Here is a 26,020-nt window from a genome sequence, read left to right on the forward strand (position 1 = left end):
AAATAATCCATTGAAAAAGCACGAACAATGGAATTAATTGTAAGATGATTAGTCTTTAAGTTTTTAGCCGTTAGGCTGCTGTAGTAGAACCATTATTAAGATACATTTTAATATGTATTTTAGGATCACGTATTTCATACTCTTTTTGGTTCCTTAGGACGGAGAATATGTAATTAACAAGTTTATGCATTATTGCCACTAAAGCAACCTTTTTGCTTTTACCATTTAGGTTTTCTTTATAGTAGGTAAGTAAAACTTTGTTTATAGGTTCACCGCTTCTACTGGTTCGTATGGATGCTAATGCCACAGCATATAAGGCTCTTCTGCCTATTCTGGTACCACGTTTAGACATAGTATTTTTATTACTGTTAAACTTACCAGATTGATTGACAGATGGGTCAATACCAAAGTAAGCAACTAAATGTTTAGCTTTTACAAAACCTTTAATATTGCCTATTTCACTCATTATTGTGATGGCAGTTAATTCACCAATACCTGGTATTGAGTAAATCAATTGAACATTTTTCTTAAATTGCTCTGAAATCCTATTGCTTTTCATCAATGAATGAATTTCATTTAATAAATTGTTAAGCTGATTTTCTAAAGTTTCTATTACAGAAATTGTGTTCATGATTTTTACAAACAGGCTAGGCGATTTAAGACCAATGTAAATAGCTTCTTCAGCAGCATCAATTAGCTTTTTATAGATTTTTTCACTATATGTTAGTCCTTTTCTTGAATGACTGCGAATAAGATCTATTAACTCATTTTTATCAGCATTTAAGATAGCTTTAGGACTTGAATATTCTTTTAAAATTGCTATTGATGTTTTGCAAGTAATGTTTGAAAAAACAGAGCTATAGCTAGGAAAAATAATTTTTAAGTCGGTAGAAAGCTTTTTCTTAAAAGTAGATTTACTATCAGTAAACTTATAGTAATCTCTACAGAGAGCTTTTAAGGTATAAATTTCAATATCAAATGCAGAAGTATATTTAACATTTTGAAATTTGCCTATTTTAGCAATGGTTAATGCATCTTTTTTATCATTTTTCACTTTTCTTATGTCTCCATTCTTGTTACAATTAGTAATGAGTGGATTTAAGATACATGTTTCAAATGTATCCCTAAGAAAGTGGAAAAGAGTAAGATGGTATACACCAGTAGATTCCATGAAAATTGCCGTTTTCATGTTAAACTCTTCTTCCGCTTTTTTTATTTGATCTACTAGGTAATCAAAACCATTTCTATTGTGCTTAATTTTAAAAGGCTTTCTATAAACTTCACCGTCAGGTGCTAGTATAGCAACTACTGAAAAGTCTGCTGATACATCGATTCCAACTATTGGTCTATAAAAAAATTTACTCATAAAATAATATCTCCTTTGCTTTGTGAGATAGAATAGATATTCCATTTCTATCAGTAATTCTATAACCTTGTTTGTGACACGGGTAATTCCCAAAGGGAAACCCAACCAGCTAAACATAGAACTCTCACTGATGGAATGATACGCTAATTTTCGGGTATCAATGACTCGTTAGAGTTACTTCCCAGGAGGAATACATCTATCTTCTATTCAGGAGATATTATACATCAATATTTACTAGTATGGATTCCCACTTGGGAAAAATAGAAAACTAAGTTAGATGAGATTAGTACACCCTATCGGGTAGAAAATCTTCGAATAAATTAAAAGAAATGAGTTGTAATGTTCGTTAGAATTCAAGATAGTTTTCTATTGAATGTTATGACTACATTATACAAGGAGGAGTTAATATGTTAAGAGTAATAGCAGCTTGCGGAAGTGGAATGGGTTCAAGTCAAATAATTAAGATGAAAATAAATAAGGTCTTTAAAAAATTAAATATTCCTGTTACAGTTCAGCACAATAGTGTAGGGGAAGCTAAAAGTCAGGCATCCAATTTTGATGTGGTATTTTGTTCAGAAGTACTTAAATCAAATTTTAAAAGAGCAGAAGATTCAGGAACTATAATTATAGGATTAAAAAATATTTTATCAGAAAAAGAAATTGAAGAAAAAGTTATAGAGAAGATAGTTAATAAGAATTAATTGAAAAAGTTATAAAGGGAAAATATGAGATGGCATTATATTTTAAGCAGTTAGTTTAAGAGATAGCAGGATGGGGGAATTAAAAAAATGAAATTTGAAAAAAAGGTTCTTACAAAGCTTCACAGATGTTATGCAACCAGCAGCACCATTGTAGATGGGAAAAGAAAAATATTATTGGCAACAGAAGGAGAAGGTGCTTGTTATAGCTATGATGAAAAGGATTTTAATCAGTCTACAGTGTGGGATGGACCAGGAGGTACTATGTCAATGATAGCGGTACCTGGAAAAAATGGAGACTTTCTAGCAGTACAAAACTTTTTTCCAACTTTTCAATCTGAGAAGGCAACAATTGTATGGGCAAAGCCGGAGAAAGACAATAAGTGGACTGTAAAAACAATACTTGATTTACCCTATGTACACAGATTTGATATATTAACTGCTAATGGAGTTAATTATTTTCTAGGTTCAGTTTTATGCAATTCAAAGAAATTTAAAGATGACTGGTCAGATCCAGGGAAGGTTTATGTAGGAATTCTTCCAGAAGATTTAAGTAAACCAATAGAACTTAAAGTTATAAAAGAAGGATTAACTAAAAATCATGGATACTGCAGGACAACCTGGAAGGGAAAAATGTCTGGAATAGTTACTTCACAAGAAGGAGCTTTTGTTATTACGCCTCCTCAGAGTGAAAATGGAGATTGGACTGTAGAACAGATTCTAGATAAACCCATCAGTGATATTGCAGTAGTAGATATAGATGAGGATGGAGAAGATGAATTAGTTACAATAGAAGAGTTTCATGGCAGTAATTTTTTAATCAATAAAAAGATTAATGGAGAATATAAAGTTATATATAGATATCCAAAGGAAATGGATTTTGGACATGTAGTTTGGGGAGGAAAATTAAGAGGTGTTCCAAGTATAATAGGGGGATATAGAAGAGTCGAAAAAGAATTATTTGTAATTCAGTGTGATGATAAGAAAAAACTTACTTTTAAGACAGAAGTCATAGAAGCGGGAACAGGACCAAGTAATGTGGCTGTGCTGAACGGTGAGGACCGAGATATTATAATTGCTGCAAATAGAGAAATTGGCGAAGGAGCATTATATTTTGTAAGGGATTGAAATAAAGATTTATTCAAATATGAATTAACGGAAAAAACAATTCTTAAAAGGAGGAGAATAAGAAGTGTTGGAAGATTTAAAAAAAGAAATCTATGAAGCAAATATGTGTCTGCCTAAATACAATTTAGTAACTTTTACTTGGGGAAATGTTTCAGCTATAGATAGAGATAAAGGATTAGTAGTAATAAAGCCCTCTGGTGTTGATTATGAAAAAATGTCGCCAGAAGACATGGTGGTAGTTGATTTAGATGGAAAGGTGGTAGAGGGAAGATATAAACCATCTTCAGATACTCCAACTCATGTTAATTTATACAAAAATTTCAGTGAAATAGGTGGAATTGTTCATACTCACTCAAGGTGGGCTACTGTATTTGCACAGGCGGGAAGAAGTGTAAAAGCATATGGTACTACACAAGCTGATTATTTTTATAATGAAATACCTTGTACTAGAGATATGACTGAAGCGGAGATAAAATCTGATTATGAATATAATACTGGAAACGTTATAATAGAAGCATTTCAAAATTTGAATCCAGTATATGTACCAGCGGTTATAGTAAAAAATCATGGACCCTTTACTTGGGGTAAAGATGCTGGAGAGGCAGTTCATAATGCTGTGGTTTTGGAAGAGGTGGCTATGATGGCATGGAATACAGAGGTTTTAACAGAACATAGTGTTAAATCAATGCCTCAAGAACTAATGGAAAAACATTTTATGAGAAAACATGGTGCTAATGCATACTATGGACAGTAGTAAAGTTTTAACCTGACTAACTTGGCGTAAGTCTCCAACGCACTCTGTACAGCCCTCACACAAAATCAAAAAAATCTGCCTGCACTCTGTGAAAGTGGGAGTTTGACGCCAAGTAAGCCATGCATTTGCAGTTCTAAAATTCAGATGGGGTAAAAGAATCCCCATCTGAATTAAGAACTTGCTTCAAATTAGTTAGTTAACCTTTTCTAATCTGTAGAAGTTGTAGAAAACTGTACATTGGATTTAATGGTGATTATTAGTAAAAAGATTCTTTAAATTTAAAGAATCTTTTTCATAGAAAGTAGGTTTGGATATATATGAAACAATATACATTAGGATTATATGAAAAATCGATGCCCAATTTTCTATCATGGAAAGAAAAACTTACAATAGCAAAAGAATATGGCTTTGATACAGTAGAGATGAGCATAGATGAAACTGAGGAAAAGTTAAAAAGATTAGATATGAGTAAAGTAGAGCGAAAAGAACTTGTAGATACAATGTTTCAATATGATATAAAAATAAGAACAATGTGCCTTAGCGGTCATAGAAAATTTTCTTTAGGAAATATGGATGAAGATACTAGAAATAAGGGAATGAAAATGATGAAAAAAGCTATTGACCTTGCCAGTGATCTTGGAATACGAATAATTCAAATAGCTGGATACGATGTGTATTATGAAAAGGGAAATGCTGAGACTAAAAAGTATTTTGAAGAAAATTTAAAAATATCTGCAGAAATGGCGGCAAAAAAGGGAGTAATACTTGCCTTTGAAACTATGGAAACAGAATTTATGAATACAGTGGAAAAAGCTATGGAATTTGTTAAACTGGTGGATTCACCCTACCTTCAAGTTTATCCAGACAGTGGAAATGTTACTAATGCAACGGTAGAATATGGTACAAATGCAGTAGATGATTTTGAAACAGGCAGAGGTCATATTGCAGCGGTACATTTAAAAGAAACTGTTCCAGGAAAGTTCAGAGAAATTGCCTTTGGTACAGGTCATGTAAACTTTCAAGAGATAATAAAAAAATCCTGGGAGTTAGGGGTAAGAAGATTTACATTAGAGTTTTGGTATGTTGGAAATGATAACTGGAAAGAGGTAATTAAGAATTCAAAAAGTTTTATAGATGATAAATTTAATAAAGCTTTAAGATAAGTAACATACTATCTTTTGAATGGAGGCCACAGTTATAATTGGAAATTATTGTAAAGTACGTAGCAGATGTTATCTCTGCTTTGATATGAGATGGGAGTATTAGTGGATATGGTAGTAATTAGATAAAAAGAATTATGATTGGAAGGTGAAAGTATGAATAAAGAAGAGCTTATTTCTATATCAAAAGTAATAAGAAAAGATATTATATGTATGATTTGTGATGCAAAATCAGGACATCCAGGAGGTTCTTTATCTTGTGCAGATATAATCACTTATTTATATTATGAGAAAATGAATGTGAATGTAAAGAAGCCAAAAGATCTCTATAGAGATAGATTTGTTTTAAGTAAAGGGCATGCAGCACCGGCTTTATATGCTGTACTGGCAGAAAAAGGATATTTTGATAAGTCAGAATTAAAGCATTTAAGAAAAATTGGAGCGCTTCTTCAAGGACATCCAGATTGTAAACATATTCCAGGGGTAGATGTTTCTACAGGATCTTTAGGTCAGGGCATATCAAATGCAGTGGGAATGGCCCTTGGTCTAAAAGCTCAGGGGAATAAAGCAAAAGTATATGTAGTTTTAGGTGATGGAGAACTTCAGGAAGGATTAGTTTGGGAAGCTTCTATGGCTGCAGCTCATTACAAATTAGATAACTTAGTTGCAATTGTTGATAACAATGGACTTCAAATAGATGGGAAAAATGAAGAAGTGATGACTGTTAGTCCTATAGATGAAAAATTTCATAGCTTTGGATGGAATGTTATAAATTGTGATGATGGAAATGATTATGACAAGCTCCATGAGGCATTTTTAAAGCTTGGAGAATCTAAAGGAAAACCCACTGTAATAATTGCAAAAACTATAAAAGGAAAATGTGTAAGCTTTATGGAAAATGAAGCATGCTGGCATGGTCAGGCACCTAATGAAGAAGAAAAAGAAAAAGCATTAATGGATATAAGTGGTTAGGGAGCTTATTATAGTAATATTATTTAACAATTAAAATTATAGTTTTTATATTTTGTAAAAACTATAATAGATGTTTAGATTTGTTATATAGGAGGATTGAAAATGGGCAAGGCGACAAGAGAATCTTATGGTATGGCGCTGGTAGAGCTTGGACGCGAAAATCAAAAAATTGTGGTACTTGATGCGGACTTATCCAAATCTACCAAGACAAATGGCTTTAAAAAGGAATTCAAAGATAGATTTTTTAATGTAGGAATAGCAGAGCAGAATTTAATGGGGATGGCTGCAGGATTTGCAAATGTAGGTAATATACCTTTTGCCAGTACTTTTGCGGTTTTTGCTGCAGGAAGAGCTTTTGAAGTAGTAAGAAATTCTATATGTTATCCAAAGATGAATGTAAAAATAGCTGCTACTCATGCAGGAATAACTGTAGGGGAAGATGGAGGTTCCCATCAATCTGTGGAAGATATAGCACTTATGTCATCACTTCCCAATATGACTGTAATAGTTCCAGCAGACCACAAGGAGGCTATGGCAGCAACAAAAGCAGCAGCAGAATTTCAAGGGCCAGTTTACTTAAGGTTTGGAAGATGTGGTACAGAGGATATATTTGATGAAAATTATGAATTTAAAATAGGAAAAGGTGTAGAATTAAGAAGGGGTAATGATATTTCTATTATAGCAACTGGGATGATGGTATCGAAAGCTATAGAAGCTTCAAAAGAACTTGAAAGTCAGGGGATTGGAGCAAGGGTAATAAATATTTCAACAATTAAACCTATAGACAGGGAAATTATATTGAAGGCAGCAATGGAAACAAAAGGAATAGTTACAGCAGAAGAACATTCAATTATAGGTGGACTTGGAGCTATGGTGTCAGAAGTAGTATGCAGTCAATGTCCTATAATTGTTAGGAGAGTTGGAATAAAGGATGTGTTTGGCGAATCCGGTACTCCAAAAGAATTGATGGAAAAATATAAACTTACCAGTGAAGCAATTCGAGAAGAAGCCAAATTGATACTAAACAATTAAGAAGGATTAATATAAATTTATATAGAAAGGTTAATTATATCTTATGGGAAGTTTTAATGGCTGTTAGATAAGTTATTTGCTGTTGCTGGTAACTTTGATGGAGTTTATACTAATATTAAATTTAGATTGATTATAAGGAGAAATGTGTAATGAAAATATTTTTGGATACGGCAAATGTTGATGAGATAAGAAAAGCAAGTGCTCTAGGGGTTATATGCGGGGTGACAACTAATCCTTCACTTATAGCCAAGGAAGGAAGAGATTTTAAAGAAGTAATAGAGGAAATAACTGAAATTGTTGATGGTCCTATAAGTGGAGAGGTTATTTCCATGAACTGTGATGATATGGTAAAGGAAGCTCGTGAAATAGCTAAAATTCACAAGAATATGGTGATAAAGATCCCTATGTGCGAAGAGGGATTAAAAGCTGTCAATATTTTGCATAGGGAAGGAATAAAAACAAATGTAACACTTATTTTTTCTGCATTGCAGGCATTACTTGCAGCAAGAGCTGGAGCTAGTTATGTTAGTCCGTTTTTAGGCAGATTAGACGATATAGGTAATAAAGGTATACAGTTAATCCAAGATATTTCAGAAATATTTAAAATTCATAATATAGATACGGAAATTATTTCAGCTAGTATAAGACATCCCATTCATGTATTGGAATGTGCTAAGGCTGGTTCCAATATAGCTACAATACCTTATAAAGTAATAGTTCAGATGATAAAACATCCACTAACTGATGCTGGAATAGAGAAATTTTTAAAGGATTATGAAAGCACAAATAGATAATTCATAAATATATAATTTGAAATATAAATTTGGCTGTCTATAATAGGAAACTAGGTGAAGTTATTATAATACTAAACCTGGTTTTTTATTATTTATATATTTTACTGCTAAAAACATTAGTGATGATAATACAAAATATATTGCAAAGTAAAACTTACTGTTGTTTTTTAGATTGAAAAATTAATAATGCTTTATTTTTCCTTGATAAACATATTCTATAAGAATATACTTTTAAGTAGGAGGAATTATTGATTTCAAATCTTTATATTAAGTATGAAAAATACTAATGCTTACAATTCTGTTTTTAGGTATTCAACTTTATATTCAAATATTCCTCTAAAACATGAAGTTATATTAAGTTGATTATCTAAGTTAAAAATAATATTAGGATTGGGGATGGTTTTATGAATTTCAAACTGACCGAAGACCAGGCAGCAATTAAAAATACTGTTAGAAAATTTGCAGAGACAAAAATTGAGCCTATATCTTTTCAACTGGATGAAAAAAATATGTTCCCTGAAAAAATTGTAGAAGAAATGGGGCAGTTATCAATTCTGGGTATTCCATATCCGGAAAAATACGGTGGTGCCGGTAAAGATGTACTAAGCTATATTATTGCCGTAGAGGAGCTATCCAGAATAGATGCGGGAGTTGGTGTTATTTTATCAGCCCATGTATCATTGGGATCTTGGCCAATTATGGAATTTGGAACAGAAGAGCAAAAGCAAAAATATCTTACTCCGCTAGCTTCCGGAAAAAAACTGGGTGCTTTTGGGCTTACGGAAACTAATGCGGGCAGTGATGCTGGAAAAACAGAAACCACAGCTGTGTTAAAGGGTGATTATTATATATTAAATGGGTCTAAAATATTTATAACTAATGCTGATTATGCGGAAACTTATGTAGTATTTGCCGTTACAACTCCTGGAACAGGTACTAAGGGAATCAGTGCCTTTATTGTAGAAAAAGGATGGGAAGGATTTACCTTTGGAACCCATTATAATAAAATGGGTATTCGTTCTTCGGCTACAGCTGAACTGGTATTCAAAGATGTAAAAGTACCTAAGGAAAATCTTCTTGGAAAAGAAGGAGAAGGGTTTAAAATAGCAATGAAAACCTTGGAAGGCGGTCGTATAGGTATTGCAGCACAAGCTCTTGGAATTGCTCAGGGAGCCTATGAAAAAGCATTAGGCTACGCTCAGGAGAGAGTTCAGTTTGGAAAACCAATTGCAAGACAACAGTCTATTGCATTCAAACTTGCAGATATGGCTACTAAAATTCGTGCAGCCAGACTTATGGTATACAGTTCTGCCGAATTAAAACAGCAACATGAACCCTATGGTACAGAATCTGCTATGGCAAAGATGTATGCATCAGATATCTGTCTTGAAGTTGTAAACGATGCTGTACAGATCTATGGAGGGTCAGGTTATATAAAAGGCTATGCAGTAGAGCGAATGTACCGAGATGCCAAAATATGTACAATATATGAGGGAACTAATGAAATTCAAAGACTGGTTGTTTCAAATGCAATTCTGCCAAGACCTAAAAAAACTCAATCTGAGAAAAATAATACTGCTTCCAATAATTCAGAAAAATCTGAACCTAAACCAATAACAGGTAATCGTAAAAAAATTATCATAAGTGAAGGCTCTGCTGAAGAAAAAGTAAAGAAATTATTATCTTATCTAAAAGATGAAAACATAAAAATTGAAAAAAGTACAATTGAGCCTTTAGAGGGAAGTATAGGTGATGCAAATAGGGTATGCAGTATAGGTAAAGGGCTAACAGCTAAAGAGGATTTACCTATAATACAGTCTCTTGCTAAAACTTTTGGGGCTGAAATGGGATGTTCAAGACCTATTGCAGAGGAAAATAAATGGATGCCTCTTGATAGATATGTAGGGGTATCCGGGCAGAAATTCAGAGGAGAATTTTATATGGCCATTGGTATATCTGGGCAAGTTCAGCATCTAATTGGCATTCGCGATGCTAAAATAATTGCAGCCATTAATATAGATGAAAAGGCTCCTATATTTGCACAGGCGGATTACGGAGTTGTAGGAGATTTATATGAGATAGTACCAGTTCTCAATAAAATGCTGTTGGAAATAAAGGATTAATATATTGGAACGGTTTGAAAATTATTTATATTTTCTGTGAAAATTACTGTATTAACAATTTTATTCAAGTTTAGATGAATAAAATTATTGTAGAAGTCAATAATCATAAATGAGTTTAAATTTTTCATAATTCAACCACTTTCATAAGAGATGCAGTTCCTTAGAGGCTGCATCTTTTTTATGTGCAAATATGTAAGTATGGAAAATACCCATATTAAGAATTAACATTTACTAAGATAATAACAACTTTTATACTGTTTTTACAGTAATAATTTGTATAACAGCACTATATTCATATTGGATTTACATAAATAGGGGTGCATGGACACAATTACTATGATAATATTTCAAATCAAATCTTGAAGCATAGAAAAATGATGATAAAATATTAAGTATCTAAAAGATAAACAGAGTTTTTTGATTTGGGTGAAGTCTTTTTCTTTACCTAAAATTTACTGGCAGATTATTAAGTACATTTGTTTGGATACTTAATAATCTTGGCCTTTAGAGTAAATATTATCTAGGATGCAGTATACGTTATCTCCTGTTGATATAAAAAAGCAGAGAACTCAAAGTTTTTAATTTAAAATGGTGTTTGTAAAGAATACCTTGGGAGTATTACGAATGCTGGTTATGGGATAAATATGAATTTAAATAAGTATTAGGAGAATGAGTAAATGAGTAGAATGATTGGATATGCAAGAGCTATAAGTGAAAAGGTGAATAACAGAGATATAAAAAAGCAAGTAGAATTTCTACAGGATGCAGGAGATTTAAAATGTGAACTGGTATATATGGATGAAAATACTGATGATGACATGAATCGTCCTGTACTTCAAAAGATGTTAAATGAAATTAAAGAGGGGGATATTGTCTGTATAGATGAATTGTACAGGCTATCCTGTAATTATGAAGATTACATGGAAATAAGAAAAACTATTGATAATTTGGGGGCATCTGTATGGTGCCCTGGTAACGACGATATAAAGCCTAAATCCTATGTATATGATTTTGAATTTAAGGGATGTAGATATAAAAGGCTTGGAAATGGTGTTTACTGGGTAATAGAAGAAGAAACAAATAAAGTATTTAAAGTAAGTGATACAGAATATTTTTACAGAAAAATAATGTATACTTTTAAAAATCAGATAGAATAGCAATTACATATAATTTAACCAAATAGAAAGACAGTAAAAACTATCAAGATACAGTTATATTTTGATGGTTTTTTTGTGTTTAAAGATTTATGCAATATGGTAAAATATATACAATAAGAATGTTAATGAGCAAGATAAAAATACTTGCGCTTTAATAAATTTGGGAGACAAGGAGAATAACTATGTTAGAAAAAAAGAATTACGCAAATGGTCAAAAGGTCTACACATATTGTGAAAATAAACTCACCTACTTAAATATAGAAAAGTGATAGGAGAAATTCATCTAATAAGTGGATAATTGACAGTTGAAAGTTAATGTAAATAGAAATTGTGAAGTAAAGAGCCCTATGTAATATTCAGATAAATAGTAAATTCAAAGGAAAGGAATTTTAGTATATGAATAATGATGAAAAACAAGATTATGATAAAATGAACTGGTTATATAATGCTTTCTATGGAGATATGGAGACTGAACAACTACAGCAATTAGAATTTATAGAAAATCATAAGAATTTGTTACAATCATATACAGATAAAGAAGTATATATATTGGATTCTGCCTGTGGTAATGGAGTTAAAGCTATTGCATTAGCATTAAATGGATATAATGTTACAGCAACTGACATAAGTAGTGAAATGGTGAAATTTGCAAATGAATTTTCCAAAAAGTATAATGTATCAATATCCACAGATGTTAAGTCATGGTCAGAACTACCAAGTGTTTTTGAGCCACAATTTGATATTGTGTTTAATATAGGTAACTCAATTGTTCATTCACCAAATGCAGTAACTAGAGAAAATGATATTTCTTCCTTGGTCCAAGTGCTTAAAAGGAAAGGGACACTTGTTATAGAAACTCGTAATTGGGAAAAAATACTGGCTGAAAATAAAAGATTTACTGTATATGATAAAATATCCTACCTTGATAAAGAGTATATACCAATGTATCATTGGAAATTTAATGGTATTGAACAAGAATCAGAGGTAGAGATTTTGTTTCAAGAAATTTGGAAAGATAATCATGTTGAACTTTATGAAAATTCACTAAGTTTTACACCATTCACACATATGAGTTTATTAGATATAATGAAAAAATTAGGTTTAGATATTATAAAAGATACATTCCATAAAGAGTGTGATTGGTATCTGATATATGGGAGAAAAGCATAGTTAAATTTTAGATTAAGGTTGAGTAATATAAATAGTAAATTTGTAAGTAAGATTAAAATAATAATTATTTATATCAATACAATAATAGGATATAATTTTAATATAGTAAAAGTTGCAGATGAGGGAGGGATTATATGCCAACGATTAGTATGTTTTATGGAATAATTATAAGAATGTATTGTGCACCTAAAGAACATGCACCATCACATTTTCATGCATATTATGGTGATTATAAGGCTGTTATAGATATTAATAATTGTGAACTTATTGAAGGAGAATTACCTAAAAAGCAATTAAGATTAGTAATGGCCTGGGCAGAACTTCATAAAGAAGAACTTGCTGCAAATTGGAGATTAGCTATGGAAAGTGAACTTCCTTTTAAAATAGAACCGTTAAAATAGGAGGGGATAGTATGTATTTATCTGTTAAAAAAGTCAAACCAGTAGATGAATATAAATTATTATTAACTTTTGAAAATGATGAAGTTAGGCTATTTGATATGAATCCATATTTGGAAAAGGGAATATTTAAGGAATTAAAGGATAAGTCTAAATTTAATTCTGTTAAAATATGTTTTGATACTATAGAGTGGGAAAACGAAGCAGATATGGACCCAGAAATGCTATACGAAGAAAGTATTCCTGTATAATATATGTGAAAATTTAAACGAGTGAAACAAGATTGTATAAAAAAATAAGAATCAATCTTGTTTTTCTATTTTTTGTTATAAAAAACAAAAAATCCAATTTATTGAGGGAAATATGAGCAAACCATTTAAAAGAGTAGAGAGATTAGGAACAGTCAGATTATTTAACAATCTGGCTGTATTCATAGTATCAGAAAATATTTATTTTTTATAAGTGTAATTGACTTTAACCTTAGGGGAAGGTTTATTCTTGTATTTGAGGATAAATGAATATGAAAGGAGAATGAATTGGATTTATGCTTTCAATTGGAGAGTTTTCAAAGATATGTCAAGTATCCACTAAGACACTTAGGTATTATGCAGAGATTGGCCTAATTAATCCAGAAGAAATTAACCCAGAGAATGGATATCGCTATTACTCCATAAAACAGTTAGAAACAATGCTTCTTATTAATCGTTTAAAAGCCTATGAAATTTCATTGGAAGAAATAAAAGCCCTTTTACAATTAGAAAAAGATCAGTTTGAAGAAAAATTAATAGTGTTGTTGAATAAAAAGAAATATGAGATTCAAGCAAAGTTAACAGTCTATGATATGATGCTGCAACAACTAAGTAATGATATGCAAAATCTTCAAAAAGGTGAATCGGTATTTAGCAATTTAAAAGATTTAGATATTATGCTTGTAGAAGTACCGGCCATATATATTTTATCAATTCGTAAATTAGTAAGTATAGAAGAATGCAATTTAGGATATGAAGTGTTGTTTAACCAATTGCATAAAAGAATATCAGAAGATGGTCTTACAATGATAGGCCCGCCAATGACAATATATCATAGTGAGGAATATTTATTTGAAGGGTACGATATTGAATTTGCAATTCCAGTCAAAGAATATGTTACTGGTACAAAAGATTTTAATCCGGGATTGTGTATTAAAACCCGACTTAAGGGAGCTTATTCAGAAATTACTTCAGTATATGCAAAGCAACATGAATGGTTAGAACAAGAAAAATATTGTGTGACGAAACCTCCGTTTGATGTTTATATAACAAATCCTAGGGAAACTGGAAGATCGAAAGATTTTATCACAGATGTGTATTTACCTGTGAAGAAAATTTGATTGCTGTGAGGAGGAAATAATATGATTAAAAAAGAATATTTTCATGATGATTTAGAAAGAGTAGTATCAAAGAAATATAAAAATATAGCGGGTATTGCTGTTGTGAAAGATGGAAATACAGTTTATGAAAATTATTTCAATGGGTATGGAAAGGAGGATACACTTCATGTTGCTTCGGTAACGAAAAGTATTTTATCAGCGCTTATAGGCATTGCCATTGATAAAGGTTTTATAGAAAGTGTAAATCAAAAGGTGCTGGATTTCTTCCCAGAGTATGATAGTATGCTGGCAGATAGCAAAAAGCAAGAAGTAAGAATAAAACATCTTCTTACAATGACTGCACCATATATTTATAAGCGTGAACCATTTAAAGAATTATGCAGTAGTTCAGATTGGGCAAAATATGCACTTGATTTATTAGGTGGAAAAGATGAGTGTGGTACTTTCAAATACTCTACAGCCGGAGCACATTTATTATCTGTGATACTTACAAAAGCAACCGGAAAAACAGCAAGAGAATTTGCAAATGAATACTTATTTGAACCAATTGGAATGAAACAACTGCCCAATTATGAAATGACTACTGAAACCTATATGAATTTTATTAAAGGTAAATATGTTTGTGGATGGGTATCTGATCCTAAGGGAAATAGTACCGGCGGTTGGGGAGTTACTTTATCAGCAGTTGATATGGCTCGATTTGGACAACTTTATTTGAATTATGGAAATTGGAATGGTAAACAGATAATTTCAAGAGAATGGATTGAGGAATCTCTGCGGGATAATTCAAATCATTATGGATATCTCTGGTGGCTGTTTAAAGAAGATGAATTTGCGTATTGTGCTATGGGGGATGGAGGTAACGTGATTTGTTGCTTACCAGAAAGAAATATGGTAGTTGCTATTGCTTCTAAATTTATGATGAGACCAAAGGATAGAATGAAATTAGTAAAAGATTATATACTTCCATTGTTAGATAGAGAGAAAAGTATATGAGCATTATCTTTACTCTATAAATCTTATTAATTGTATAAATTTACTTATTTTTCTTGATTTTATATAATATGTAGTGTATTATTTATATATAACAGTATTGAATGAATCGGTAATATTTAAGTATTAATAAAGAAAGATATAAGTATTTTAGTATTTTTATGCTTCTTTATTGACAACTTATAAAATTAAGTATATTATCTAAATAATAGAAAAAGTCGATGATGAGAAGTAGTAGATATGAGAATTTAGTTAAAGCGAGTTTGGAATAGTGTGAGCCAAATACTGTAGCTTGTATTGAATGGATCTCTGAGATGTGATGCGAAATGATAGTAGCAGTAAACGGTGGTCTACCGTTAAAAAGACAGGGTATCGAGTTGAATCTGTACCTGATAAAGAGATGTTTATATTTAGGTGGCATAGCGGAGTTTAACACTTCGTCCTTTAAAGGATGAGGTGTTTTTTATTTATTACATTTATAAATTTCAGGAAATCTAATATTGGATAGTCTATAATTTCCTTATTTGATAATTGTAATGCACTCTTAAAAGTATGTTACTTATATAAAAATATAAATTAATATGGGTGGCACCACGGTCACTTCGTCCCATTTTAGGATGAAGTGGCTTTTTTGTATTTATACATCAAAATATTATAAAAAGAAAGGGGATTAGTTTTAGTGAAGAGTCTGTACTTAGATTAACTTATAGTATACTCTTTCACTAAGGATAAAAGATGAATAATTGTAAAAATCTAAATGAAGTGAGAGAAAATATAGATAGAATTGATAATGAAATAGTTAAATTGATTGCTGAAAGAAGTTATTATGTGAAGCAAGCAGCTAGCTTTAAAAAAGATAGTCAAGATGTAGAGGCACCAAAACGGGTAGAAATGATTATTGAAAAAGTTTGTAAACTGGCAGAAGATAATAATTTAAATCCACATATAATAGAGATAATTTATCGCAATATGATAAATTCTTTTATTACCCTTGAATTAGAAACACATAGTAAAACAAAATAGTAAATATACAGTAAAGGATGGAAAATCTATATGGAAAATATAAAAGAGATATTAGAGAAAAATAATTTTTCCTTTGAATTAATTCATAATGATATACCTATTCATACAGCAAAAGAAGGTGCTGATTATTTTAAAATTGATATTGCTCAAATATCACCAACGCTGATAATATACACTGATGCAGGTTTTCATGTATTAGTTGTTTCAGGTGAAAGAGGACATGTAAATTTTAAAGAAGTAAAACAACTGCTAAAATGTAAAAATGTTAGAATGGCAACTAAAGATGAAGTAAAAGATTTAACTGGCTTTCCAGTAGGAAATGTACCTATGCTTGGAATACCACTTCCATATATATTGGATAAAAGACTTCTTGAATTTTCTTTTGTCTATGGTGGTTGTGGAAAGGAGAATACAACTTTAAAGGTTGATCCTAATGCCTTATTTAAATTAAATAAGGTTGTTGGAGTATTAAATTGAGTAAAAGTAAATATTTATAATATATTTAAATTAATGTGTAATTATGAGATAATATGAATTATATGCTAAATGAGAAAGGTGGAAAGCTATTATGAAAAAATATATTATTTATGCTTAGCAAAGGCTATTGCATAAAATAATAAAATTTATAAAATAGCCTTTGCTCAATCCTAAGAAAATTTAAGTTAGGAGGAGCATAATGAGCTATATTAAAGCTGATGATATATTGCCACAAGAGCTTTTAGAAATAATTCAGAATTATATAGATGGTGAGTATATATAATTCCAAGAAAGGAATGTAATAAAAAGAATTGGGGAGAAAATACAAAATTTGATAGAAATAGTTCTAGGTCCCAGTTATATTTTTCGTCTATCAAAGGAAAATATATTGGATTATTCTGAGTTTTCGGAAAAACAACATAAAGTTGATGAACTTGCAGAATGGACTGCTGATTTTATTATTTCAAGAGGATATAAAGCCTTTGCACAATCAGTAGAATAATAGGATATTCCAGAGCTATAAGTGAAAAGGTAAATAACAGAGATATAAAAAAATAAGTGGAATTTTTACAGGATGCAGGAGGTTTAACATGTGAATTGGTTTATACGGATGAGAATACTAAAAAAGAGTTGACAAGTATAAACGTTTACACTATAATGAAAGCATGAAGAAGATATTAAAAACTTCTTCTAGCAACCCTAATTCATAAAAAGAGTAAGTAAAAAATTTTAAAGGCATTAGTATATAGCGAATACAGATATTAAGTATTTGATTCAAAGTATGACTATATAATAATGTTATTACAGTTTAAAAGGTTGAGAATATAGGATGTACTTAGCTTGCTAGATATACTAAAAGCTAAGTTGTATTGGAACACAAAATTTAGTGAATTTTATCTTGAAAATTATATTTCATTCAAGGCTTATGTACAGATGATTATAGTACAGTATCCTAGATGCAAAGGGATTTCAAGCCTATAAAGAGTCTTAGAGTACGAACGCTTGGAAGTAGAAAACTTTTACTTCTATATATCGGAGCAGTTCACAAGCTGTATAAATATAATTTATCAAATTTTAATTATTAAATTATATGTGTCCAACAAGAAGTTAATCAATAAAAATAATAGATTTTATGGTGTAGAAAGCATATAAAAATCAAAAAAAGGTGATAAGTATTCAAATAATATCAGAAAATTTAAATGAATTAGGTGTTGCTTAACCACTAATTAGTTTATATATAATATATGACTAATTAGTGGTTTTATTTTTTTGCAGTTGATAAATTAATCTCAATATTATAGTATTTAGTATGATTGATGTAAGTTGTAGAATGTTATACTATTAATAGAGTTAATAATTTTAAAGGGGGACAAATATGAATACAAAATATGTTGTTATCATCCAATGTGATATTGCCCATAGAAGGTGCAGTGGATTTGCGTGTACAAATGCTTTTTACAATAGAGATGAAGTTTTTAAAGATTATGACGATAATACAAGATATATCTCTTTTACTTGCGGGGGATGCTGCGGAAAGGGAGTTGCTTCTAAGCTGGAACATTTCGCGAAGAAAGCCTATAAGAAAAATAATCTTAAGAAAGATGAAGTGGTGGTTCACTTATCCTCATGCATGGTAACTGATAATTATCACTATGACAGATGCCCACATGCAGATTATATAAAGAGCATAGTTATAAAGAAGGGGTATAAAAATGTAGTTGAGGGATCTTATATAAGTGTAGGAGCGGAAAGAAAAAGAGAAGAAGGTATATATAACTGTTATGATTAAATTACTAATATTACGTTAATTTGAAAAACAGCAGATATCCAACTTGAAATATAAATTTAAATTTTTAGATTAGGCTATTCAGATTATTTATGATTATTAATATTTAATTATACATTGGATATCTATAAATTACATAATAGGACAAGCTATATATCTACATAATTCATAGAGAGTAAATAGTTGAAAGGGTTGTTAAAAGTGAAATGGTTAAAATTTTTATTTATTTTTATTCCAATTAGCATTGTTTTGGAAGTGTCAGGATTTCATAATCCTCTAGTATTATTTATAGTATCCTGTTTGTCTATAATACCTCTAGCAGGACTTATGGGGGAGGCAACAGAAGAAATTTCTGTTTATGCAGGCTCAAGAGTAGGGGGATTTTTAAATGCCACTTTTGGTAATGCAACTGAATTGATAATATCCATATTGGCTATTAGGGCCGGATTATTTGATGTAGTAAAAGCTTCAATAGCAGGTTCGGTGCTTGGTAATACTCTGTTAGTGCTGGGCGCCAGTATGTTTGTAGGAGGATTAAAATACAAATCTCAAAAATTCAATAAAAAGGCCATTGGTATGTCTACAAACATGTTGCTTCTTGCGGTTATAGGTCTTTGTATCCCAGCAATATTTATGCATTCAATAGACAGTAAATTAATATCTACTAGGTACGAAAGTCTTAGCGTTGCTGTTGCTGTAATATTACTCATAGTATACATATTAGGACTTGTATTTTCTTTCTATACACATAAAGATATCTATGGTACTGAACATGATGGTTCCGATAAAGAAACTAAATGGTCTTTAAAATTTTCTATCTTAGTTTTGGTTATAGCAACTGTTTTAATAGCTGTAGAATCAGAATTTTTAGTGGGTTCAGTGGAACCAATGTCAAAAGCTATTGGATTAAGTGAGTTCTTTGTGGGAATTATTTTAATACCTATTGTAGGAAATGCTGCTGAACACAGTACTGCCATTATTATGGCCTTAAAAAATAAAATGGATGTGGCTGTAGAGATATCCATAGGTTCCAGTCTGCAGATAATTTTGTTTGTGGCACCTATATTAATATTTATAAGCTTATTATTTAGGCCCATGAGTATAGTATTTAATGAATTTGAACTCATAGCTCTTATTAGTTCAATATTTATAGTAAGTAAAGTTGCCAGCGATGGTGAATGCAATTGGCTTGAAGGGGTACAATTGATGTCTGTGTACCTTATAATTGCAATAGCATTTTTCATAATTTAAATAGATGATGTATAGTTTACATGACCATTATGTAGTAACAATGAAAATTAAATATTTTATTAAAGCACCGTATTATTCAAGATAATTATATGGTGTTTTTGTTTCACAATTTAACGTTAATACAGAATGTTTTATCTTATTAGCTTTAATTATAATTTACCATTTGAATCAGATTATGGTATTATGCTATTATAATAAAATATATTTCAGGAGTTAAAGGAGAAAAACTAATGGGAGAATTAAGTAAGCTGCCTAACATAGGTAATAAAGTAGAAGCGCAGCTCAATGAAGTTGGAATAGAAACAGTGGAACAGTTAAAAAAAGTAGGAAGCAAAGAGGCATGGTTATCCATTAAAGCTATAGATAGTTCAGCTTGTATTAATAGATTATGTGCTCTTGAAGGAGCAATACGAGGAATTAGATGGCATAGCCTGCCAAGTGAAGTGAAGGATGAACTAAAGGAGTTTTATAATTTGGTGAAGTAAACAAAATGAGTTCACTAAATAACTAAGTCTAAGTTACATCGTTACTAACAAAAAAGTGCGTACTTTATATTTTGTCCTTTTATGATATACTGATTTTAAAAATTATAAAAGAAAGTAAATGATAAGGGGAGAATTTTTATGAAGGCAATAGCAATTAACGGAAGTCCACGAAAGACTTGGAATACAGCAACTCTTTTAAAAAAGGCATTAGAAGGAGCAAAATCTAGAGGAGCAGAGACAGAACTGATAAATCTCTATGATTTGAATTACAGGGGATGCATCAGCTGCTTTGCCTGTAAACGAAAGGATAGCGATAAATTTGTAGGTCATTGTGCCATGAAAGATGATTTAACAGAAGTTTTAGAAAAAGTAGTTTCCAGTGATGTACTTATTATGGGATCACCTATCTATCTTGGGAATGTTACAGGTCAGATGCGTTCCTTTTTTGAACGTCTTATATTTATGAACCTCTCTTATGATGAAGGAAAGCTTAATAATTTTTATGGCAAAATAAATACAGGCCTTATATATACTATGAATATAACACAGGATGCTTTAGATAAGTTAGGTTATAAATATATATTTGATACAAATGAAAGATATATGAAGCTATTAAATGGAGAAAGTGAGTCTTTAATTGTTACAGATACATATCAATTTGAGGATTATGATAAATATAATGCTTCCAAATTTAATGAGAAGCATAAAGCACAAATAAAAGCAGAACAATTTCCTTTAGACTGCGAAAGAGCTTTTCAAATGGGTGAAAGACTGACAGGGATTTGTAATAAATAAAATTTAAGTACATGATATGGATATTCACAATGAAATACAAGGAGCTGGGAGATTTATGAATGATGACTATATATTGAGAATGATAGAATCAGCTGTAAAAAATGCTGGCAAATTGATATTTAATAAGGAAAATGATGACATTGATACCATAAGTATTGAAGCCATGGATGAAAAAGATATATTGAAAATAGTGTTAAACAGGCTTGTAATGGAGTGTAAATATGATGAGGCAGAGAATATTTTATTTGAACAAATGGAAAAAACACCTTCTAGAGATATTTTTAATATTGGAATAGAATTTTATAATAAATTACTTGTAAAAAGTGATGAGGAACTTCTTAAAGGAAATTTTTCAAAGGAAGAAATACTTCAAGGTTTAAATGATTTAAAAAATATGATTGTAGAAAATAAAACTGTTTAAAACCTACTTTGCGGTAGGTTTATTTGTTTTGGAATTTTTAAATTGATTTTTCACTTCCACAAGAAAGGGATGAACATATTTTGAAAATGGAAATAAGAAAATATAGAGATATAGATATTCCAGCTATGATGAAAATTTGGAATGATGTAATTGAGGAAGCTAATGCATTCCCTCAAACAGAAAAACTAAGTGAAGAAGAGGCAATAAAATTTTTTTCACATCAGACCTATACAGCAGTGGCAGTGGGTGAAAATGAAATTTTAGGATTATATATTTTACATCCCAATAATATAGGCCGATGCGGGCATATTGCAAATGCTTCCTATGCTGTGAATAAAAATTTCAGAGGTCACAATATTGGAGAAAAATTAGTAAGACATTCATTGGACAAGGGTCGTGAACTAAATTTTTCTCTCATGCAGTTTAATGCTGTGGTAAGTACAAATAAAACAGCAATTTATTTATATGAAAAAATAGGATTTAGTCGTCTTGGTGTTATTCCTAATGGATTTTTACTTGGAAGTGGGAGTTACACTGATATTATTTTATATTATATTTCATTGAAATAATAAGTCAGTATACATATATAATTTATATTAACTTAAAACAATAATATAAAGTTAAGGCTAAAGAAAGCAATCAAGCTATTTTATTCTTTTATAACTTATGTTAGAAATTATATTTAATATTTTGTTTACAAATTCAACATAATAACTACATGAAATTTATAAATTATTCTTGACAAGCTTATATCATTGTAATAATATATATTCAATAATATGATTCATATTAATCAAATTTAAATAATAGGTTTTAATGTTTTCTATCTTAGTTAACCAGTAAACTGGAGGCTAAAATTATTTTCTCAAGCTTTATGGAAATAATTTTAGCCTTTATATTTTTATTATTAACTTTAACATAAGAAGATTAAAAGATGAAAGGACATGAATACAATGAATAAAAAAATTATAGGTGTACTAATAGCCTCTTTAACTTCCATATATTTATTTGCGGGTTGTTCTAACCCTTCAAAGCAAGCTGCTCAGAACACTACACAAACTGCTCATGCAGCTGCTAAGAATACTGAACATAATTCTGAAAGTACTAATCATGCTTCTGAAAATACTTCTCACAACCAAGCTAGTAATTCTGAAACATCTTCAAAGGATGCACTTAATAAAGCTTTCACTGATGAATTAACTGGATTAGCTACTATTGAACAGGATGTTAAGAAAAATGATTTTACAGATGCTGAAAAACTTGCGCAGCAGCTTCATGAAAAATTCCACATGGAAATTGTACCGGCTTTAGCAGATAAAAAAGGAAAAGACTATGCAGAAGATATTCATAGTAAGTATCATGAGTTACAGGATGCTGTTAAGAGTAAAGATACTGCAAAGATTGCAGAACTTATAAAAGTAAATAGAGATAATCTTGATACAACTGCCAACATTTTGGAGATTTCAATAAAAAAATAATAGATTAAATAAAAATTTATATTCAATGCACAGGTACTCGGCCTGTGCTTTTTTATATATTAGGAATTTAAAAATTTTTTGTATAAAAATATTGCCCGGCAGGGCTTGAAAAATCTAATGTTAGAAGTTTGAGGAAAATATTACAAGTAATATTTTGGAATAGGATTTTTGATATAATTATTAGCAAATTTAGTGATTGGTGATGATTATGCAAGGTGTTATAAAACAAATATTTGTGGATAATTGGGAAAAATTCAGTGAGATATATAAAGGGAAAATTAGAGCTAACATAAGTAGAGAAGTTGATAAGATGATTAATTGTAAATCCTTAGATAATGGATTTATTGAGTTTAAGTGTGAAAATTGTGGTCATATAAAAAGAGTTGGATTTAGCTGTAAAAGTAGATTTTGTACCTCATGTGGTAAGAAAAAATCTGAAGAATGGTCTGATGAAATGGTGGCAAGACTTATTAACTCAAAGCATAGACATATGGTATTTACAATTCCACAGGAACTTAGAATATATTTTGCTAGGGATAGAAAACTATTATCATTATTACCTAAATGTTCAGCAAAAGCAATTATGAGCTGGTTTAGAGATTTAAATAAAAAAGAATGTTTTACACCAGGAATAATCTCAGTAATTCATACTTTTGGAAGAGACTTAAAATGGAATCCACATGTTCACTTAATTGTCACCGAAGGTGGTGCTGGAGAAATTACAATTTGGAGGAATACAAAACATATAAATTATACAGCACTAAGGAAAAGATGGCAAAAAATATTGTTAGACGAAATAGGAATTAATCTTAAAAGTGGAAAAAAAGAATTTAAAAAATTAAAAAATAAGCTATATAAAAGGTTAGAGAATGGATTTTATGTATATGGAAAAGGTGAAATAAAAACAGCAAAGCAAGCAGGAAAGTATGTTGGAAGATATACAGCAAGACCAGCTATCGCTGAATCAAGAATAATAAAGTATGATGGTAAAAAAGTAACTTTTCGTTATGAAAGACATGAAGATGGTGAAGAAGTTGTAGAGGAAATAGATGTTATTGATTTTATAGGTAGAGTAATAAGACACATACCAGAAAAGAATTTTAAGATGATAAGATATTATGGAATATATGCTAAAAACACAAGACATAAAAATAAATTTTTTAAGTTGGTAAATGAAAAAGTTGCTGAGTTCAAAAGAAAAATTAATAATTGGCAAACAAGAATACTTCTTACATTTGGAGTGAATCCATTAAAATGTGAAAAGTGTGGAACACAGATGAAATTTCATGATATATACTATAAAAATGTAAGTGTAAGAGAAAAATTTAAAGAGAAAATAATAGGTGAAAACAAAATAAAAATTGAAGAGATAATGTACAATTATGGTGTGATTAAGGGAATAATTCGTGATAAAATAGAGCCATTATATGTATAAAGGAAGGTAGTTATTATGGCTAAAAAGAATAAAAAAATAAAAGATAAACAAAGGGCAAAATATAAAGCTAAATTGAAAGAAAATTTAATTGAAGAAGACGGAGTCTTATATATATGTACAGAATGTGGAGTGGAAGAATATATACCAAGGGATGTAGTTGAGATGTTTGATGAAATAGATGATGAAAATGTAATTGAACCTCCTACATTTAGTTGCGAGAAATGCGGAGCTATAATGAAACCAAGAAAATATGACGGAGTTCATGGTATAACTTATGAGTATTAAAATGCGGAGCATCAATATGCTTCGCAAAGGTTTTAGCTTTATAAAAATATTATGAAATAGATATGCTAAGAAATGGGTCTAATTAAAGGGCTTCGCCCAAAAGAAGTTGAGCGAAGCGAAATAACGCGGCTGTGGCCGCTTTTTTATTTAAATAATAGGTAGTTGAATAATAAATACATTACCGTTAAAATTATTGTGGAAGTGGAAATTACACTGATATTATATTTCATTATTTTTATGATAATAGTACTTTTTATACTTGAAATAGTATCATTAACAGCTCAACAGTAACTTTACTTTCATTAAATTTAGTAAAAATAGTTTATTAAACATCATATTATGAATGTGTTAATTCAATATGTAAAAATTTAAAAGGGGATTATGGACTTAATAATATTATAAATATTTTTGGAATTATATTAATAGTATCGAGTCTAATTTTATTTACAATTGCAGCTTTTATTAATGTATATCATAAAAAGACAGTTGAATTTATATAAAAATGTATATTTCCAACTAGATATTTTAATTGGCGAAAATAATAAACATACTTTTGACATTTAGGCGGTGATGAGATGAAATCAATACCAAATTTTATATCCTTTAGTAGAATTATTTTTTCTTTAACTTTGATTTTTCTTAAGCCATTAAGTACAGCTTTTTATGCAGTATATGTTATTTGCGGATTAAGTGATATTATTGATGGATACATTGCCAGAAAAACAGGAAGAGCCAGCAACTTTGGTGCAAGGCTCGATTCTATGGCTGATATGATAATGGATTGTATATTAATATTTATACTTTACCCAATTGTAAGTCCTTCAGTAGAAATTATTATTTGGATTATTTTAATTGCTGTTGTGAGATTGGTATCTATGAGTGTGGCCTTTAAGAAATATAAAACCTTTGCGAGTATTCATACTTATGGGAATAAAATCACAGGTGTAGCTTTATTCATGTTTCCAATGTTAATTCCATATGCCAATACAAATGTGTTAATATATATAATCTGTGTTATGGCAAGTATATCCGCAATTGAAGAATTAATTATTCAGCTCACATCAAGTGAGCTGAAAGTAAATAGGAAAAGTATATTTATAAAATAAAGGGTGAATAATCATTTTATATCTCTTTTTATGATTGAAAAACAGTGTTTTATGACATATTTAACTAAATTCAGCAGTTTTGTAGTAATATAATTGTAGGTGGAATAATATTTTAGCTGTTACGAAAAAATTCTTTTATTTAACCTGACTAACTTGGTGTAAGTTTTCCACGCACTCTGTGAAAGTGATTCGCACCAAATTAAAATTTGGGTTCTCTACTTGCACACAGCGAAAGCGATTCACATAAAATCCAAGATTTTGGTTCTCTGCTTTTCTTCAAGTATGAGTTCCACGCCAAGTAAGCCATGCATTTGCAGTTCTAAAATTCAGATCGGATAAAAAAATCCACACCTGAATTAAGAAC

28 protein-coding genes are annotated in these 26,020 nt (G+C 30.3%); 27 read left to right on the forward strand and 1 reads right to left on the reverse strand.

All coding sequences use genetic code 11. From position 1 onward, the window contains the following. Positions 1-70 precede the first annotated feature (70 nt). A complete protein-coding gene (locus CLPA_RS03975; RefSeq protein WP_003440352.1) occupies positions 71-1,366 on the reverse strand; it encodes an IS110 family RNA-guided transposase in 1,296 nt (431 codons plus the stop codon). 407 nt (positions 1,367-1,773) lie between these two features. Between CLPA_RS03975 and CLPA_RS03980 the strand changes: the two genes are divergently transcribed. From CLPA_RS03980 to CLPA_RS04110, 27 genes are all read left to right on the forward strand, one after another. Next, entirely contained in the window at positions 1,774-2,067 is a 294-nt protein-coding gene (locus CLPA_RS03980; protein WP_003446965.1) for a PTS sugar transporter subunit IIB, read from the forward strand. Positions 2,068-2,154: 87 nt separating this feature from the next. Continuing rightward, on the forward strand, positions 2,155-3,192 hold the full coding sequence (locus CLPA_RS03985; RefSeq protein WP_003446967.1) for a hypothetical protein: 1,038 nt from the start codon (positions 2,155-2,157) through the stop codon (positions 3,190-3,192). Between the two features lie 64 nt (positions 3,193-3,256). After that, positions 3,257-3,946 carry an L-ribulose-5-phosphate 4-epimerase gene (gene araD / locus CLPA_RS03990; protein WP_003446969.1) on the forward strand — a complete coding sequence of 230 codons (690 nt, stop codon included), beginning with the start codon at positions 3,257-3,259 and terminating at the stop codon, positions 3,944-3,946. 317 nt (positions 3,947-4,263) lie between these two features. After that, positions 4,264-5,109 carry an L-ribulose-5-phosphate 3-epimerase gene (locus CLPA_RS03995; RefSeq protein WP_003446972.1) on the forward strand — a complete coding sequence of 282 codons (846 nt, stop codon included), beginning with the start codon at positions 4,264-4,266 and terminating at the stop codon, positions 5,107-5,109. A gap of 153 nt (positions 5,110-5,262) precedes the next feature. After that, entirely contained in the window at positions 5,263-6,078 is an 816-nt protein-coding gene (locus CLPA_RS04000; RefSeq protein WP_003446974.1) for a transketolase, read from the forward strand. A gap of 102 nt (positions 6,079-6,180) precedes the next feature. After that, entirely contained in the window at positions 6,181-7,110 is a 930-nt protein-coding gene (locus CLPA_RS04005) for a transketolase family protein (RefSeq protein WP_003446976.1), read from the forward strand. Between the two features lie 149 nt (positions 7,111-7,259). Then, positions 7,260-7,904: a fructose-6-phosphate aldolase gene (gene fsa / locus CLPA_RS04010; protein ID WP_003446977.1), complete on the forward strand. Its 645-nt coding sequence runs from the start codon at positions 7,260-7,262 to the stop codon at positions 7,902-7,904. A 404-nt stretch (positions 7,905-8,308) separates the two neighbouring features. Then, positions 8,309-10,027 (forward strand): acyl-CoA dehydrogenase family protein, encoded by a 1,719-nt coding sequence (locus CLPA_RS04015; RefSeq protein WP_003446980.1) that lies wholly within the window; start codon positions 8,309-8,311, stop codon positions 10,025-10,027. A 677-nt stretch (positions 10,028-10,704) separates the two neighbouring features. Continuing rightward, entirely contained in the window at positions 10,705-11,184 is a 480-nt protein-coding gene (locus CLPA_RS04020) for a recombinase family protein (protein ID WP_003446982.1), read from the forward strand. A 396-nt stretch (positions 11,185-11,580) separates the two neighbouring features. Continuing rightward, positions 11,581-12,354, forward strand: a complete 774-nt coding sequence (locus CLPA_RS04025; protein WP_003446984.1) for a class I SAM-dependent methyltransferase — start codon at positions 11,581-11,583, stop codon at positions 12,352-12,354. Between the two features lie 134 nt (positions 12,355-12,488). Continuing rightward, complete coding sequence (locus CLPA_RS04030; RefSeq protein WP_003446986.1) at positions 12,489-12,755, forward strand: DUF4160 domain-containing protein; 267 nt, start codon at positions 12,489-12,491, stop codon at positions 12,753-12,755. Positions 12,756-12,766: 11 nt separating this feature from the next. Next, positions 12,767-13,003, forward strand: coding sequence for a DUF2442 domain-containing protein (locus tag CLPA_RS04035; RefSeq protein ID WP_003446987.1), 237 nt, complete (start codon positions 12,767-12,769; stop codon positions 13,001-13,003). Positions 13,004-13,296: 293 nt separating this feature from the next. Further along, positions 13,297-14,121: a MerR family transcriptional regulator gene (locus tag CLPA_RS04040; RefSeq protein ID WP_003446988.1), complete on the forward strand. Its 825-nt coding sequence runs from the start codon at positions 13,297-13,299 to the stop codon at positions 14,119-14,121. Positions 14,122-14,142: 21 nt separating this feature from the next. Then, positions 14,143-15,117 carry a serine hydrolase domain-containing protein gene (locus tag CLPA_RS04045; RefSeq protein WP_003446992.1) on the forward strand — a complete coding sequence of 325 codons (975 nt, stop codon included), beginning with the start codon at positions 14,143-14,145 and terminating at the stop codon, positions 15,115-15,117. 732 nt (positions 15,118-15,849) lie between these two features. Further along, positions 15,850-16,137 (forward strand): chorismate mutase, encoded by a 288-nt coding sequence (locus CLPA_RS04050; protein ID WP_003446994.1) that lies wholly within the window; start codon positions 15,850-15,852, stop codon positions 16,135-16,137. Between the two features lie 30 nt (positions 16,138-16,167). Continuing rightward, the gene (locus CLPA_RS04055) at positions 16,168-16,614 is read left to right on the forward strand and encodes an aminoacyl-tRNA deacylase (protein WP_003446995.1); all 447 of its coding nucleotides are present in this window, start codon (positions 16,168-16,170) and stop codon (positions 16,612-16,614) included. 331 nt (positions 16,615-16,945) lie between these two features. Further along, on the forward strand, positions 16,946-17,116 hold the full coding sequence (locus CLPA_RS21065; protein WP_155760353.1) for a hypothetical protein: 171 nt from the start codon (positions 16,946-16,948) through the stop codon (positions 17,114-17,116). A gap of 873 nt (positions 17,117-17,989) precedes the next feature. Then, a complete protein-coding gene (locus CLPA_RS04065) occupies positions 17,990-18,403 on the forward strand; it encodes a CGGC domain-containing protein (protein WP_003446997.1) in 414 nt (137 codons plus the stop codon). Between the two features lie 198 nt (positions 18,404-18,601). Continuing rightward, the gene (cax, locus tag CLPA_RS04070) at positions 18,602-19,651 is read left to right on the forward strand and encodes a calcium/proton exchanger (RefSeq protein ID WP_003446998.1); all 1,050 of its coding nucleotides are present in this window, start codon (positions 18,602-18,604) and stop codon (positions 19,649-19,651) included. Positions 19,652-19,881: 230 nt separating this feature from the next. Then, positions 19,882-20,136 carry a TfoX/Sxy family protein gene (locus CLPA_RS04075; RefSeq protein WP_003446999.1) on the forward strand — a complete coding sequence of 85 codons (255 nt, stop codon included), beginning with the start codon at positions 19,882-19,884 and terminating at the stop codon, positions 20,134-20,136. A gap of 138 nt (positions 20,137-20,274) precedes the next feature. Next, positions 20,275-20,931, forward strand: a complete 657-nt coding sequence (locus CLPA_RS04080; RefSeq protein ID WP_003447000.1) for a flavodoxin family protein — start codon at positions 20,275-20,277, stop codon at positions 20,929-20,931. Positions 20,932-20,947: 16 nt separating this feature from the next. Continuing rightward, positions 20,948-21,352, forward strand: a complete 405-nt coding sequence (locus tag CLPA_RS04085; protein WP_335617769.1) for a DUF6483 family protein — start codon at positions 20,948-20,950, stop codon at positions 21,350-21,352. A gap of 80 nt (positions 21,353-21,432) precedes the next feature. Further along, positions 21,433-21,921 carry a GNAT family N-acetyltransferase gene (locus tag CLPA_RS04090; protein ID WP_003447002.1) on the forward strand — a complete coding sequence of 163 codons (489 nt, stop codon included), beginning with the start codon at positions 21,433-21,435 and terminating at the stop codon, positions 21,919-21,921. Between the two features lie 384 nt (positions 21,922-22,305). Beyond that, positions 22,306-22,830, forward strand: coding sequence for a hypothetical protein (locus CLPA_RS04095; protein ID WP_003447003.1), 525 nt, complete (start codon positions 22,306-22,308; stop codon positions 22,828-22,830). A gap of 208 nt (positions 22,831-23,038) precedes the next feature. Next, positions 23,039-24,265, forward strand: coding sequence for an IS91 family transposase (locus CLPA_RS04100; protein WP_003444845.1), 1,227 nt, complete (start codon positions 23,039-23,041; stop codon positions 24,263-24,265). 15 nt (positions 24,266-24,280) lie between these two features. Next, the gene (locus CLPA_RS04105; RefSeq protein WP_003441259.1) at positions 24,281-24,550 is read left to right on the forward strand and encodes an SIR2 family protein; all 270 of its coding nucleotides are present in this window, start codon (positions 24,281-24,283) and stop codon (positions 24,548-24,550) included. A 575-nt stretch (positions 24,551-25,125) separates the two neighbouring features. Further along, entirely contained in the window at positions 25,126-25,656 is a 531-nt protein-coding gene (locus CLPA_RS04110) for a CDP-alcohol phosphatidyltransferase family protein (protein ID WP_003447006.1), read from the forward strand. The last annotated feature ends 364 nt before the right edge of the window (positions 25,657-26,020 follow it).

Origin of the sequence: Clostridium pasteurianum DSM 525 = ATCC 6013, from assembly GCF_000807255.1 — a bacterium.
GTDB lineage: Bacteria > Bacillota > Clostridia > Clostridiales > Clostridiaceae > Clostridium_I > Clostridium_I pasteurianum.